This window comes from Streptomyces sp. Ru62 (assembly GCF_002920615.1).
Taxonomy (GTDB): Bacteria; Actinomycetota; Actinomycetes; order Streptomycetales; family Streptomycetaceae; genus Streptomyces.
Genome location: NZ_PQSU01000011.1, coordinates 224,172 through 237,472 on the forward strand (window position 1 = coordinate 224,172; position 13,301 = coordinate 237,472).

Genomic DNA, 13,301 nt, shown 5'->3' on the forward strand with positions numbered 1-13,301 from the left:
CACGCGTTCGACGTCACACTCCGCAGACTACCGCTCACAGCCCGAAGCGACGCTGGAGGTCCCCCAGCTGTCCGGGAAGGCGCGGTACGCCCGACGATTGCGGACCGTGTCCGCTCGGCGCCGTTCCGCCACCACCCGGCACCCCCGGTTCGGGAGGAACCGCCCCCGTGGCCGCCTCGGCCATAAGGGTCTCCGTCGACTGCAGCAGGACCGTCCCGGCGCCCACGAACTCGAACTGGTGCTCCTCCCCGGAGACCCCGCCGAGGCCCGTCATCGCACGTAGACCGCCCAGTACACCCGTCAGGTACCCGTGGTCGTAGTGATGGCACGGGGACGGGCAGTCGGCCCACCCGACGAGCGCCTGAGGGTCGACCCGGATCGGAGGTTCCATGAACACCACCGGCCCGTTAGATGCCGCCACAAACTTTCCGGTTCCGATAAGGGTCAGAAAACCCGGCACGATCGACTGCTTGAGCGCGAGACTTGGCTGAAAAGCGAGCAGGTTGCCCGCGCGAATGGTCAAGTTCCCGTCGTCCAGGTCGTAGGAGTTGACGTCGAAGGCCCGGTCGGCCAGCAGCATCTTGCCGGAGCCCTCGGCCACGACCCAGTCGCTCGCGTGCAGTGGCGAATGGAACGACGTGCGGACAAGTCGGTCGAGTCGCCCGTGTCCGATGCCGTTGAACTCGATCGTCCCGTAGTAGGCGATCATCTTCCCCTTCTGCAGGAACCACTGCCCGCCCTTCAGCTCCACACAGAAGGTGTACTTGTTCACGTTGTCGTCGGCGGGCAGCGTCACCGGGTCGTGCACGACCGGCCCGGCGCCCGGAGTTCCGTAGGTGCTCACAGCTTCTCCTCCGACGCCTGGACGTACACCGTGCCGTTGCCGCTCAGCTCCAGCTGGAAGGCCTCGCCGGAGCCCCGGCCCACCATGTCGCGCCAGCCGAGCGCGGTGGACAGCTTGTTGCGGACGTCGCCGTGGTGGGCGACGTAGGCCTGGGGGTCGACGTGGACCGGGCGCTGCGGGGTGATCGGGATCTCGAAGACGCCGCCGTGCGCCATCACGGCCACCGCGCCCTGTCCCTGGAGCGTCGTCGTGAACAGGCCCTGACCCGTGACCTGGCCCCGCACCATGCCCATGACCCCGCCCTGGGAGCCCATGAACATCGTCCCCTGCCGCAGTGTGCCCTCGAAGGCGAGCAGCCTGTCCGCCTCGACGTAGAGCGTGTCGCCGGCGAGGGTGATCACATGGACGTGGTGGCCGCCGTGCCCGAAGAAGACCGTGCCGCTGCCCTCCACGGTCATCAGGGGGGTCGCCTCGCCCGCCACCCGGCGCCCGATCATCGACATCAGCCCGCCCTGGCCGCCCTGGACGTTGGGCGTGAAGGACACGTCCCCCTTGTAGGCGAGCATTGCGCCGCGCTGACTGAACAGCCGCTGCCCCGGCGCCACCGTCGCCTCGACCATCTTGGAGTTGATCTCTCGGAAGGTCATCTCACAGGTCCCCCGCGATCGTGTTCCGCTCGCTCGGCTGCACGTACACCAGTCCGTCGCCCTCGAAGCGGATCTGGAAGGCCTCGCCGCCGCCCTCCCCGAGGAGCGTGCGGAACGTCACACCGGACTGGAAGGACTGCCGGACGTCGCCCTGGTGGGCCACATAGGAGCCCGGGTCGACGATCAGCGGGTACTGCGGGGTGACCCGGAGCACGACCGCCGGCCCGTCCGAGACGATGGCCGCCTGGCCGTGGCCCTCCACGGTCGTCGTGAACAGGCCGTTGCCCTGCGAGGCCCCGCGCAGGCCCGTGAACGTCGTGCCCGTTCTGAGCCCCGCGTCCGTGGCCAGCAGGTTGCCCGCCTCGACGTAGAGCTTGTCGCCCTGGAGGCTCACCAGGTTGATCTCGGACGCCCGGTCCGCGAACCAGCAGGTCCCGTGGCCTTTCACCTCCATCACCGTCATCTGCTCACCGGTGAGCCGCCGGGTCACCATCCCGCGCAGCCCCTCGCCGCCACCGCTCAGCTTCTTGAAGGCCATCTGCCCGTCGTACGCGACCATCGAGCCGTTCTTCGCCTTCACGGCGTCCCCGGTCATGTCGACGGCGAGGACCTTGCTCCCCTGGAGCCGGAACATCGCCACGCTGTGAAAGTAGCGGCCGGGCGGGTGGACGGAACAGGGCCCATGGGTGGAGACCCACCCTGAGCGGACCCCTGAGGGCGCGGTTTGCCACAATGGGGGAACGCTTGTGCGTGCGTTCACAAACGACTCTCCCACCGAAGGTGACCCGTGGACATCAAGACCGCCACCGCCCTCCGCCGTCTCCGACTGGTCTCGGCCCCGGAGGCCGTGTCCTTCCTGATCCTGCTCCTGTGCTCGGTGCTGAAGCGGACCACGGACTTCAACGCGGTCCCCGTGATGGGCGGGGTCCACGGCGTCCTCTTCATCCTCTACGTGATCTTCTGGGCGGACGCCTGGAACCGCGCCAAGTGGCCGCTGCGGACGGCGGCCCTCTACTTCGTCCTCTCGGTGCTGCCGACCGGAGGCTTCTTCGCCGAGCGCAAGCTGCGCCGCGAGGCCGAGGACGCCGTCATCGCCGCCCGTGCCCGCAAGGAAGGGGTCGTGAACGCATGATCGTCGCCTTCTCCGTGACGCCCCTCGGCGTCGGTGAGGACGTGGGGGAGTACGTCGCCGACGCCGTGCGCGTGGTCCGCGAGTCGGGCCTGCCCAACCGCACCGACGCCATGTTCACCTCGATCGAGGGCGAGTGGGACGAGGTCATGGACGTCGTCAAGCGCGCCGTCGCCGCCGTCGAGGCGCGCGCCCCGCGGGTCTCGCTCGTCCTCAAGGCCGACATCCGCCCCGGCGTGACCGACGGGCTCACGTCCAAGGTGGAGACCGTCGAACGGCACCTCGCCCGGTAGCGCGGCCGCCGGCCGAAACCCCGGTCCCAGGGCCGGGGTTTTCTTGTGCCAGCTCTTTGAGCGACCGCTCAAAACGGTGTACGTTCGGCGCCAGACGATTTGAGCAGTCGCTCAAACTCCGTGCCACGTGGGGGAACACATGGGTCTCTACATAGAGACGCACATTCGCGCCGACCTCGATGAGCTCTGGGCCCGCACCCAGGACCCCGCCCGCCACCAGCGCTGGGACCTGCGCTTCACCGAGATCGAGTACCTCCCGCGCGCGGAGGGCGAACCGCAGCGCTTCCGGTACGCCACGCGCGTGCTGCCGTTCCTCGCGGTCTCCGGCACCGGCGTGGCCGCCGGCGAGAAGGAGCGCCCCGACGGCAGCCGGACCTCCGCCCTGCGCTTCTCCTCCCCGCACCCGCTCTCCCTGATCGCCGAGGGCAGCGGTTACTGGCGCTACGTCCCCGACGCCCATGGCGTCCGCTTCCTCACCGGTTACGACTACCGCCCCCGCTGGGGAGCCCCCGGCGCCCTCGCCGACCGTCTGCTGTTCCGCCCGCTCATGGGCTGGGCCACCGCCTGGTCCTTCGACCGGCTCCGGCTCTGGCTGGAGCGGGGCATCACCCCCGAACGGGCCCTGTACCGCTGGCTGGCGGAACTGACGGTCCGGGCGCTCCTCCTCGCCCTGTGCCTGACCGGACTGGGGCGGGGCTCGCTCCCCGGTCCGTCCGGTCCCTTCGCGGACTCGCTGGCCTACCTCTGCCCGCTCCTGCTCCTGCTCGGCATCGCCCTGGCCCTGTTCAAGGCGCCGCTCGCCGGCACCCCGGCCGCCCGCCGCTGCCTGCGCGCCCCCGCCACCCGGACCCGCGCGCCCCGCCTGCTGCGCACCCTGGAGAAGCACGGATGACCTCGATCTTCCAGACCGCCATGGGACCGGCGTTCCAGCGCCTCCACCCCGCCCTGCGACGCCGCTTCTCGGTGGGCCTGGCCGGCGGCGAGGCCTACACCGGCCGGGGGGTGATGGACCGGATCTGGCACGGGCCGGCCTTCGTGAAACCGTTCCTCGCCCTGGGCGCCACCCGGAACATCCTGGTCCCGAGGGCCGGCCGGAACGTCCCCTTCCTGATCGAGAACGTGCCCTACAGGGACACCTTCGGGCGTGAGACGGTGAGCTTCGTGCGCACCTTCCAGCTGCCCGGCCGCGCCCGCCGCTTCGACGCCCAGATGGTGCTCGGCCCCGGGGGCGACCGGGTCCTCGACTACCTCGGCACCCACCAGCACCTCGCGACCGACCTGCACTTCCACGCCGAGCCCGACGGCTCCCTGCTCATCCGCTCCGGCGCGCACCGGTTCCGGGAGGGCCCGGTGGACGTCCGCGTCCCCGAACTCATCGGCGCGACGGCCGAGGTACGGGAGTCGTACGACGAGACGGCCGGCCGCTTCCGCGTCCGGGTGCGCGGGGTGAACCGCTGGTTCGGACCGCTCTTCGGCTACGAGGGCTCCTTCACGGCGTCGTACACCGACGTCCGCGCCCATGGCGTGCGGCCCGGACTGCGCCCGGTGCGGGAGGAGGCGCGCGCGTGAGCCCGGAGACCGCGAAGGCGCAGGAGACCAAGACGAAGCTGCTGGAGGGCGCGCTGCGGACGCTCACCGAGCAGGGCATCGCCAAGACGTCGGCCCGTACGGTGGCGGCGGCCGCCGGGGTCAACCAGGCGCTGGTCTTCTACCACTTCGGATCGGTGGACGAGCTGCTCGCCGCGGCCTGCCGGTACGGCGCGGAGAAGGCCGTGGCCCGGTACCGGGAGCGCCTGGCCGCGGTGGGCTCGCTCGCCGAGCTCCTAGCCGTCGGCCGCGAGATCCACGAGCACGAGCGGGCCGGCGGCCATGTGGCCCTGCTCGGCCAGCTGCTGGCCGGAGCCCCGACGCACGCGGCACTGGGACCGGCGACGGCCGACGGGCTGCGGCTGTGGATCACCGAGATCGAGCAGGTGCTCAGGCGCGTGCTGGCGACGACCCCCTTCGGCGAGTTCGCCGACCCGGCGGGCCTGGCGCGGGCGGTGGCCGCGTCGTTCGTCGGCATCGAGCTGTACGAGGGAGTGGACGGGGCCGGGGCGCACGCCGCGCTGGACGCCCTGGAACAGCTCGGCGCGCTCGTGGCCGCGGTGGAGTCCCTGGGCCCGGTCGCCCAGCGGGCCGTCCGGCACCATCTGCGCAGGCGGGGGCGCGGCTGACCGCTCGGACGGCCGGGGTACGCGGGCGGGCGCGCGGGTGTGACGCCCTTGTCGCGCCCCTGGTCCGGCGCCCCGCGCGGAGCCGCCGGCACGCGCTCGTGAGCGGCCGGGGACCGAAAGGCGAGACGGAGCTGACCGGCATATGACCGGCCGGTAGGGTCTGATGACGTGCCGAAGCCTCTCAGCCTCCCGTTCGACCCCATCGCCCGCGCCGACGAACTCTGGAAGCAGCGGTGGGGCAAGGTGCCGTCCATGGCCGCGATCACCTCGATCATGCGGGCCCAGCAGATCCTGCTCTCCGAGGTGGACGCGGTGGTCAAGCCGTACGGGCTGACGTTCGCCCGGTACGAGGCGCTGGTGCTGCTCACCTTCTCCAAGGCCGGTGAGCTGCCGATGTCCAAGATCGGTGAGCGGTTGATGGTGCATCCCACCTCCGTGACGAACACGGTGGACCGGCTGGTGAAGTCCGGGCTGGTCGCCAAGCGGCCCAACCCCAACGACGGGCGCGGCACGCTGGCCGTCATCACCGACAAGGGACGCGAGGTGGTCGACGCGGCGACCCGTGACCTGATGGCCATGGACTTCGGGCTCGGGGCGTACGACGCCGAGGAGTGCCAGGAGATCTTCGCGCTGCTGCGACCGCTGCGGATCGCGGCACACGACTTCGAGGAGGGGTGACCCGGGGCAAGATCTCCCGGAACGGGTGGTTACGCTCGCTCCATGAAAAAAAGCGTGCTGACCCGCTACCGCGTCATGGCCTACACCACCGGCGTGCTGCTGGTGCTGCTCTGCCTGAGCATGATCGCGAAGTACGGGCTGGACGTCGACGGTGCCGCCGACTTCACCCGGGTCGTCGCCATCGCCCACGGCTGGCTGTACGTCGTCTACCTGATCTTCGCGTTCGACCTGGGCTCCAAGGCCAGGATGCCGGTCGGCCGCCAGCTCTGGGTGCTGCTGGCGGGGACGATCCCGACCGCGGCGTTCTTCGTCGAGCGGAAGATCAGCCGCGAGCTGGAGTCCCGGGTCGCCGACGAGGCCCCGGCCGTCGCCAAGGCGTAGCGGGTACCGCCGTACGGATACCGTGCGGCGGTCTGCCATCGACATTTACTAGGACGTCCAAGTAAATTCGAGGGTATGGACGCTCACGCCATCGAGGAGGGCCGCCGCCGCTGGCAGGCCCGCTACGACGCCGCGCGCAAGCGCGACGCGGACTTCACCACGCTCTCCGGCGACCCCGTGGAGCCGGTGTACGGGCCCCGACCGGGCGACACGTACGAGGGATTCGAGCGGATCGGCTGGCCCGGGGAGTACCCCTTCACGCGCGGGCTCCATCCGACCGGCTACCGCGGCCGCACCTGGACGATCCGGCAGTTCGCCGGGTTCGGCAACGCCGAGCAGACCAACGAGCGGTACAAGATGATCCTCGCCGCCGGCGGCGGGGGTCTGTCCGTCGCCTTCGACATGCCCACGCTCATGGGGCGGGACTCCGACGATCCCCGTTCCCTCGGCGAGGTCGGCCACTGCGGGGTCGCCATCGACTCGGCCGCCGACATGGAGGTCCTGTTCAAGGACATCCCGCTGGGGGACGTGACGACCTCCATGACCATCAGCGGGCCCGCCGTACCGGTCTTCTGCATGTACCTGGTCGCCGCCGAGCGGCAGGGCGTCGATCCGGGGGTGCTCAACGGGACCCTCCAGACCGACATCTTCAAGGAGTACATCGCCCAGAAGGAGTGGCTGTTCCAGCCCGAGCCCCATCTGCGGCTGATCGGCGACCTGATGGAGTACTGCGCGGCCGGCATCCCGGCGTACAAGCCGCTCTCCGTCTCCGGGTACCACATCCGGGAGGCCGGGTCCACGGCCGCGCAGGAGTTGGCGTACACGCTGGCGGACGGGTTCGGGTACGTCGAGCTGGGGCTCAGCCGCGGTCTGGACGTCGACGTCTTCGCGCCCGGCCTGTCCTTCTTCTTCGACGCGCACGTCGACTTCTTCGAGGAGATCGCCAAGTTCCGGGCGGCGCGCCGGATCTGGGCGCGGTGGATGCGGGACGTGTACGGCGCGAAGTCCGAGAAGGCGCAGTGGCTGCGGTTCCACACGCAGACCGCGGGTGTCTCGCTGACCGCGCAGCAGCCGTACAACAACGTGGTGCGTACGGCGGTGGAGGCGCTGGCGGCCGTGCTCGGCGGGACCAACTCGCTGCACACCAACGCGCTCGACGAGACCCTGGCCCTGCCCTCCGAGCAGGCCGCGGAGATCGCGCTGCGCACACAGCAGGTGCTGATGGAGGAGACCGGCGTCGCCAATGTGGCCGACCCGCTGGGCGGCTCCTGGTACGTCGAGCAGCTGACGGACCGGATGGAGGCGGACGCGGAGAAGATCTTCGAGCAGATCAAGGAGCGGGGGCTGCGGGCTCACCCGGACGGGCGACACCCGATCGGGCCCATCACGTCCGGCATCCTGCGCGGGATCGAGGACGGGTGGTTCACCGGGGAGATCGCGGAGTCCGCGTTCCGGTACCAGCAGGCGCTGGAGAAGGGGGACAAGAAGGTCGTCGGCGTCAACGTCCACACCGGGTCCGTCACCGGGGACCTGGAGATCCTGCGGGTCAGCCATGAGGTGGAGCGGGAGCAGGTGCGGGTGCTCGCCGAACGGAAGGCGGCGCGGGACGAGGCGGCTGTGCGGGGGGCGCTGGACGCGATGCTCGCCGCGGCCCGGTCCGGGGCCAACATGATCGAGCCGATGCTGGACGCCGTGCGGGCCGAGGCGACGCTGGGGGAGATCTGCGGGGTGCTGCGGGACGAGTGGGGGGTGTACACGGAGCCGGCCGGCTTCTAGTGCCCTCGGTCGGGCCGGCCTCCAGGGGGCTCCGCTCCCTGGCCCCCCGGCCTGTGCCCACACCACCCGACTCGGTCGGCCGTGAGGTGGCCGTCGACCCGTGCTCGGCCGGTCAGGAAATTGCTGTCGACTCCTGCTCGGTCGGCTGGGACGTGAGGCCATGGAGCAGCAGGCGCGTGAAGCTGCGGACCCAGTTCTCGTCCGCCGGTTTGCCGCTGACCAGGGTGCGGTGGACCACCGCGCCCGCGACCACGTCGAAGATGAGGTCCACCGTGCGGGCGGCTTCCCTCGGGTCCGGTTCCGGGGGGAGTTCGCCGCGGCGCTGGGCCCGGGCGCGACCCGCCAGGACCAGCCGCATCTGGCGGTCCACGATGGAGGCGCGGATGCGTTCGCGCAGGGCGTCGTCGCGGGTGGCCTCGGCGACCACCGCCATCAGGCCGCTCTTGGCCTCCGGGCGGGCCAGGATGGCCGCGAACTGGAGGACGACGCCCTCGATGTCGGCGGCGAGGCTGCCGCGGTCGGGGAGTTCCAGCTCGTCGAAGAGCTCCGCCACCGCGTCCACGACCAGCTCGTTCTTGCCGGCCCAGCGGCGGTAGAGCGTCGTCTTCGCAACCCCGGCCCGCGTGGCGACGTCTCCCAGGGTGAGTTTCGACCAGCCGAGTTCGACCAGAGCCTCCCGGGTCGCGGCCAGGATCGCGGCGTCCGCGGTGGCGCTGCGCGGGCGCCCGGTACGGCTGGCGGGAGTGCGGCTCTGCATCCCCCGACCATAACCGGCGGGATCTGTGCGGTCGTGAGGGAGATCACCGGGGTGTGGTGTCGCGCGGTGCCCTCATGGCATTACGCTACGGGTCGTAGCGAAAGCTCGTGAGGGACGTACGCGAGCGACGACCACCAGGCGTGGGGTGGGGACCCGGCGCCGCACATCGCTTTTTTTCCATCAGACGCGGGATCGGGGGAGGATAGACGCATGCAGCCACGGAACATGTCCATGAGCGGTGTCGTCGACCTCGCCGCGGTGAAGGCGGCCCAGGAGGCCAAGGCCAAGGCGGAGCAGGCGCGCGCCGAAGCGGCCCGGCAGGGCGGGACGGGGGCCGTCTCCCCGGCCGATCTCGTCATCGACGTCGATGAGGCGGGTTTCGAGCGGGACGTCCTGCAGCGCTCCGCCGAAGTCCCGGTCGTCATCGACTTCTGGGCCGAGTGGTGTCAGCCCTGCAAGCAGCTGAGCCCGGTCCTGGAGCGGCTGGCCGTCGAGTACAACGGGCGCTTCCTCCTCGCCAAGATCGATGTCGACGCCAACCAGATGTTGATGCAGCAGTTCGGGATCCAGGGCATCCCGGCCGTGTTCGCCGTCGTGGCGGGCCAGGCGCTGCCGCTCTTCCAGGGGGTGGCCGGCGAGCAGCAGATCCGGCAGACCCTGGACCAGCTGGTGGAGGTCGCCGAGCAGCGCTTCGGGCTGACCGGTCTGACCGTCGACCCGGACGCGGAGCCGGGCGGTGCCCCGCAGGCCGCGTCGCCCGAGGGGCCGTACGACGCCGCGCTGAACGCCGCCGCGCAGGCGCTGGACGCCGGCGACCTGGGCGGGGCTGTCCAGGCGTACAAGAACGTACTGGCCGACGACCCGGCGCATCCGGAGGCCAAACTGGGCCTGGCGCAGGCCGAGTTGCTCCAGCGGGTCCAGGGCATGGACCCGCAGAAGGTGCGTCAGGAAGCAGCCGAGAAGCCGAAGGACCCGCAGGCGCAGATCGCCGCCGCCGACCTGGATCTGGTGGGCGGGCACGTCGAGGACGCCTTCGGACGGCTCATCGAGACCGTGCAGCGCACGGCGGGCGACGACCGGGAGGCGGTACGACTCCGGTTGCTGGAGCTGTTCGAGGTCGTGGGCCAGGAGGACCCTCGCGTGGTGGGCGCACGCAGGGCACTCGCGCGCGCCCTGTTCTGACCAGTCGCTAAACGCCACGGCTTGTGATGCCGGGGTGAAAGGTTTGCCGACGAGGCATCACGGCGGCCGCGCTTTACCAAATCTTGGTAATCGCGGTCGCTGTTACTGCGAGTAAATCGAGGCCGTTGGTCTGTCTGGATTCGTCCAGGGATCAACGGCTTTGCTCTGCCCTTCGATGCCACCGAGCGTTGCACTCCGAGACCGGTCGGTCGTCCTCCGGTTATCCCCCCGTTACTAGCCAGTAACGAACCCCCTTGTGTCCAGGCCGAGAATGCACCACGATCGGCGACGCTCGGTCCATTCCCGTACCCCGGCAGCCGGTCGGGTCACCGGGAGACTCTGGGTCCCCACCGAGCAGAGCCGGCGGCAGTGGCGCCGGGTCTAGGGCAGGGGGGTCTTCGCCGGCCGGCGAAGCCTGTCCAGCAGGGTTGTGCGTGATGCGTGTCAGGCGCGACCAGTGGTTGTCGCTCGGGGGTGATCGCCGGTGATTCGGGCGCGGTTCGCGCCTCCGAGCGCGGGCGCTCTCCTTCCCGAGGACGTAGCACTTCTCCCATCCCTGCCCGGCTGAGCCGCTGATTCGGGGCGAGCCCGGGCCAGGAGATGTACGTCCGAGAAGGAGGAAATATGGAGTCCCAGGTGCGTGGCGGGACCAGATGGAAGCGGTTCGCTGTGGTCATGGTGCCCAGCGTGGCCGCCACGGCGTGTATAGGTGTCGCCCTCGCGCAGGGCGCTCTCGCGGCCTCGTTCAGCGTGTCCGGCCAGTCGTTCAAGGTGTCCGCCGACCAGCTCGTCGGCACCGGCTTCTCGCAGTACGGCGCCATCGACAGCGGCTACACGCTGGACGGCAAGAAGACGGCGCACCCGGTGGCCGTCTCGGCGTTCAAGCACGCCGAGATCACCAACCTGTGCCAGTCCGTGGTCACGCCCGACGTGCCGATCTTCGGCAACGTCAGCCTGATCCTGCGGGCCGGCGGCGCGGGCGCCGAGAAGGTCCAGGCCGACAACATCTACATCGACGTTGCCGACCTCAACGCCGACGCGACGTTCGAGAACATCGACATCGGTGTGGCCGCCAAGGACGCCTCCAAGGGTCCGGGCATGAAGGGCGGCGGCGAGCAGGCCAACCCGTACGGGTTCGCCCAGCAGGCCGACAAGGCCACGCTGTCCGACGTGAAGCAGACGGCGTGGGCCACCACCGCCGGAACCTTCAAGCTCAGCGGCCTGAAGATGTCGCTGTCGACGGGTGTCAAGGAGTGCTACTAAGCACTCGCTGACGGGCGGGGGAGCCGTGGCGCCCCCGCCCGTCAACACTCCGGCCGCGTCCTCACGCGCGGCACACATCACCACCACAGCAACGCCGCACCAGGGAGCTGTTTTCCATGAGCGCCGAGACTCCTGCCGCCGCACCCGGCCAGTTCACCCGCCGGAGGCTGCAGTTCCGCGCCTGGCGGGGCACGCGGCCGTTCTGGGCCGGTCTGTTCGTCATGCTCGGCGGCTTTCCGATCATGTACTTCCCGTACGCCCACCTCCAGCTCGGACACCTGACGCTGGCCATGGCGACCACCGCGGGAGCCGGGTCCCTGATCATCGGTGTGCTGCTCATCGTCCTGGGCATCAGCCTCTGGTTCCAGAAGCACGTACGGACCTTCGCGGGCGTCGCCGCGATCCTGCTCGCGCTGGTGTCCATCCCCGTGTCCAACTTCGGCGGCTTCGTCATGGGCTTCCTGCTCGCCCTGGTCGGCGGAGCGCTGGCCGTGGCCTGGGCGCCGGGCACGCCTCCGCAGGAGCAGCCGCCGGCCGAGGCCACCCCGGACGAGGGCGGTACCCCCGACACGGCTCCGCTGCCGCACCAGGGCACGGCCCCGGCGGCCGACGCCGGCCCGGCCGGGCCGTACAAGGCGCCGTGGGAGAACGACCTGTCAGGAACGAGCCCGGCCAACGGGGCGAACGGGAGGCACAGTGCCGGCTGACGAGGTGACCCGCGGGACCGACGTGGACGGGTCCCGCGCGAGAACCGGGCCCCGCCACGCGGCCCCCAGAAAGCCGCTGTTCACCAGGTTCCACATGCCGGCCGGCAAGGCGATAGCCTCGGTGGCCATGCCCACGGCGGTGCTCATGGGCATGGGCTTCACCTCCACGCTCGCCCTCGCCGACAACAACGGCAGCCCGGCCCCGTCGACGTCGGCGAAGAGCCTGACGGCCGACGAGTACAAGGACTGCGTGAAGGCGCTGGACGACGGCTCCAAGGACCCCTCGGCCTCACCGTCGCCGTCCCCGTCCCAGAGCACGACGGCCGCGCCGTCGCCGTCGGAGACCGCCGGGAGCGGGAAGACGCAGGAGTCGGGCGGCACCTCTTCGTCGGATTCAGGTTCCGACGGCAAGGACACGCCCGAGCCGACCGCGACCTCGGGGTCCTCCGACCCCGACTCCGGCTCGGGCTCCGGCTCCGCGGACTCCGGTTCGTCGGACTCCGGTTCCTCGGACTCCGGTTCGGGTTCCGCCGGCGCCGACACGACCACGCCGACGCAGTCGCAGACCCAGAGCGGTGGCGGGAACGTCCTCGACACCATCGGCGACACGCTCGGTGACCTCCTCACCGGCGGCGGCAAGGACTCGGGTACGTCGTCGCAGACGCCGACCCCGACACCGTCCGCGTCCCAGTCGTCCGCCACGGACACCCCGTCCACGGACACCTCGTCCGGCGGCGGCAAGGAGTCGGGCGGCGGCAAGGAGTCCGGCGGCACCTCCGACACCGTCAAGGACACGGTGAAGAAGGCCACGGACACGGTCAAGGACACCGTCGGCGGCACCACCGGCACCGTCTCCAGGACGGCCGGGGACGCCACGAAGGCGGCCGGTGACGCGACCGGGGCGGACACGCCGGACCCGTCCGCGAGCGAGTCCGCCTCCGCCGACGACTGCCCGGTGGCCACGGACGACGAGGGCGGCGTCGACAACAAGGTGCTGGTGGCGGACGACCCCTGGTACCTGAACGCCAGCTCCCTGCTCCTCAAGGGCGCCGACTACCAGGGCATCGTCGAGGTGAAGACGGCGGGCGGCACCACCAAGAAGGTGCTGAAGTACGTCATCTCCGGCGGCACCGACATCGGCGACCTGCACCAGACGGTGAAGGACAAGCAGGCGAACAAGACGTACCACGTCCAGGCGGCCAAGGGCTCGACGTCCACCATCACCGGCGGCGACACGGTGATGTACACCGAGAGCATCTCCGGCAACCTGTTCGGGCTGATCCCGGTGACCTTCAGCCCCGACAGCCCGCCGCCGCTGAACATCCCGCTGATCTACTTCACCAACGTCAAGGTGACCCAGGCGGCCCAGTTCGGCGGCAACCTGCACGTGCCCGGCATGCACGTGTACACGACCGACTGAGCGGTCGT

The 13,301-nt window shown here is 70.6% G+C and carries 16 protein-coding genes; 12 read left to right on the forward strand and 4 right to left on the reverse strand.

Annotation, left to right across the window (positions count from 1 at the left end):
- Positions 1-34: 34 nt before the first annotated feature.
- From C3492_RS17200 to C3492_RS17210, 3 genes are read right to left on the reverse strand one after another with little or no spacing between them, the layout of a single operon-like run.
- A complete protein-coding gene (locus tag C3492_RS17200; RefSeq protein ID WP_103812627.1) occupies positions 35-844 on the reverse strand; it encodes an AIM24 family protein in 810 nt (269 codons plus the stop codon).
- The gene (locus C3492_RS17205; RefSeq protein WP_030656171.1) at positions 841-1,491 is read right to left on the reverse strand and encodes an AIM24 family protein; all 651 of its coding nucleotides are present in this window, start codon (positions 1,489-1,491) and stop codon (positions 841-843) included. Before C3492_RS17205 ends, C3492_RS17200 begins: the two co-directional genes overlap by 4 nt.
- Position 1,492: 1 nt before the next feature.
- Positions 1,493-2,125, reverse strand: coding sequence for an AIM24 family protein (locus C3492_RS17210; RefSeq protein ID WP_103812628.1), 633 nt, complete (start codon positions 2,123-2,125; stop codon positions 1,493-1,495).
- A gap of 153 nt (positions 2,126-2,278) precedes the next feature.
- Between C3492_RS17210 and C3492_RS17215 the strand changes: the two genes are divergently transcribed.
- From C3492_RS17215 to C3492_RS17250, 8 genes are all read left to right on the forward strand, one after another.
- Positions 2,279-2,623, forward strand: a complete 345-nt coding sequence (locus C3492_RS17215; protein WP_030992282.1) for a DUF3817 domain-containing protein — start codon at positions 2,279-2,281, stop codon at positions 2,621-2,623.
- A complete protein-coding gene (locus C3492_RS17220; RefSeq protein WP_028420262.1) occupies positions 2,620-2,913 on the forward strand; it encodes an MTH1187 family thiamine-binding protein in 294 nt (97 codons plus the stop codon). The genes C3492_RS17215 and C3492_RS17220 overlap by 4 nt, the downstream gene beginning before the upstream one ends.
- Positions 2,914-3,052: 139 nt before the next feature.
- Positions 3,053-3,805 carry a hypothetical protein gene (locus C3492_RS17225; protein WP_103812629.1) on the forward strand — a complete coding sequence of 251 codons (753 nt, stop codon included), beginning with the start codon at positions 3,053-3,055 and terminating at the stop codon, positions 3,803-3,805.
- Positions 3,802-4,482, forward strand: coding sequence for a DUF4166 domain-containing protein (locus tag C3492_RS17230; RefSeq protein WP_103812630.1), 681 nt, complete (start codon positions 3,802-3,804; stop codon positions 4,480-4,482). Before C3492_RS17225 ends, C3492_RS17230 begins: the two co-directional genes overlap by 4 nt.
- A complete protein-coding gene (locus C3492_RS17235; protein WP_103812631.1) occupies positions 4,479-5,129 on the forward strand; it encodes a TetR/AcrR family transcriptional regulator in 651 nt (216 codons plus the stop codon). Before C3492_RS17230 ends, C3492_RS17235 begins: the two co-directional genes overlap by 4 nt.
- A 168-nt stretch (positions 5,130-5,297) precedes the next feature.
- Complete coding sequence (locus tag C3492_RS17240) at positions 5,298-5,807, forward strand: MarR family winged helix-turn-helix transcriptional regulator (protein ID WP_103812632.1); 510 nt, start codon at positions 5,298-5,300, stop codon at positions 5,805-5,807.
- A 42-nt stretch (positions 5,808-5,849) separates the two neighbouring features.
- The gene (locus C3492_RS17245) at positions 5,850-6,188 is read left to right on the forward strand and encodes a DUF3817 domain-containing protein (RefSeq protein WP_103812633.1); all 339 of its coding nucleotides are present in this window, start codon (positions 5,850-5,852) and stop codon (positions 6,186-6,188) included.
- Between the two features lie 75 nt (positions 6,189-6,263).
- Positions 6,264-7,964, forward strand: coding sequence for a methylmalonyl-CoA mutase (locus C3492_RS17250; RefSeq protein ID WP_103812634.1), 1,701 nt, complete (start codon positions 6,264-6,266; stop codon positions 7,962-7,964).
- A gap of 112 nt (positions 7,965-8,076) precedes the next feature.
- On the opposite strand, the gene C3492_RS17255 is transcribed toward C3492_RS17250, so the two are convergent.
- Positions 8,077-8,721 carry a TetR/AcrR family transcriptional regulator gene (locus C3492_RS17255; protein WP_103812635.1) on the reverse strand — a complete coding sequence of 215 codons (645 nt, stop codon included), beginning with the start codon at positions 8,719-8,721 and terminating at the stop codon, positions 8,077-8,079.
- Between the two features lie 210 nt (positions 8,722-8,931).
- Between C3492_RS17255 and C3492_RS17260 the strand changes: the two genes are divergently transcribed.
- The 4 genes from C3492_RS17260 to C3492_RS17280 all read left to right on the forward strand — a co-directional run bounded on the left by C3492_RS17260 (position 8,932) and on the right by C3492_RS17280 (position 13,293).
- Complete coding sequence (locus tag C3492_RS17260) at positions 8,932-9,903, forward strand: tetratricopeptide repeat protein (protein ID WP_103812636.1); 972 nt, start codon at positions 8,932-8,934, stop codon at positions 9,901-9,903.
- A 624-nt stretch (positions 9,904-10,527) separates the two neighbouring features.
- A complete protein-coding gene (locus C3492_RS17270) occupies positions 10,528-11,166 on the forward strand; it encodes a DUF6230 family protein (RefSeq protein WP_030656193.1) in 639 nt (212 codons plus the stop codon).
- A gap of 116 nt (positions 11,167-11,282) precedes the next feature.
- Entirely contained in the window at positions 11,283-11,873 is a 591-nt protein-coding gene (locus C3492_RS17275; RefSeq protein ID WP_103812638.1) for a DUF6114 domain-containing protein, read from the forward strand.
- Positions 11,863-13,293: a hypothetical protein gene (locus tag C3492_RS17280; protein ID WP_181140412.1), complete on the forward strand. Its 1,431-nt coding sequence runs from the start codon at positions 11,863-11,865 to the stop codon at positions 13,291-13,293. The genes C3492_RS17275 and C3492_RS17280 overlap by 11 nt, the downstream gene beginning before the upstream one ends.
- Positions 13,294-13,301: the final 8 nt, after the last annotated feature.

Coding starts and splice junctions, on each gene's coding strand:
- C3492_RS17205 (WP_030656171.1), bottom strand. CDS start 1,491: ATGACCTTCCGAGAGATCAACTCCAAGATGGTCGAGGCGACGGTGGCG.
- C3492_RS17210 (WP_103812628.1), bottom strand. CDS start 2,125: ATGTTCCGGCTCCAGGGGAGCAAGGTCCTCGCCGTCGACATGACCGGG.
- C3492_RS17220 (WP_028420262.1), top strand. CDS start 2,620: ATGATCGTCGCCTTCTCCGTGACGCCCCTCGGCGTCGGTGAGGACGTG.
- C3492_RS17225 (WP_103812629.1), top strand. CDS start 3,053: ATGGGTCTCTACATAGAGACGCACATTCGCGCCGACCTCGATGAGCTC.
- C3492_RS17230 (WP_103812630.1), top strand. CDS start 3,802: ATGACCTCGATCTTCCAGACCGCCATGGGACCGGCGTTCCAGCGCCTC.
- C3492_RS17245 (WP_103812633.1), top strand. CDS start 5,850: ATGAAAAAAAGCGTGCTGACCCGCTACCGCGTCATGGCCTACACCACC.
- C3492_RS17250 (WP_103812634.1), top strand. CDS start 6,264: ATGGACGCTCACGCCATCGAGGAGGGCCGCCGCCGCTGGCAGGCCCGC.
- C3492_RS17255 (WP_103812635.1), bottom strand. CDS start 8,721: ATGCAGAGCCGCACTCCCGCCAGCCGTACCGGGCGCCCGCGCAGCGCC.
- C3492_RS17260 (WP_103812636.1), top strand. CDS start 8,932: ATGCAGCCACGGAACATGTCCATGAGCGGTGTCGTCGACCTCGCCGCG.
- C3492_RS17270 (WP_030656193.1), top strand. CDS start 10,528: ATGGAGTCCCAGGTGCGTGGCGGGACCAGATGGAAGCGGTTCGCTGTG.
- C3492_RS17275 (WP_103812638.1), top strand. CDS start 11,283: ATGAGCGCCGAGACTCCTGCCGCCGCACCCGGCCAGTTCACCCGCCGG.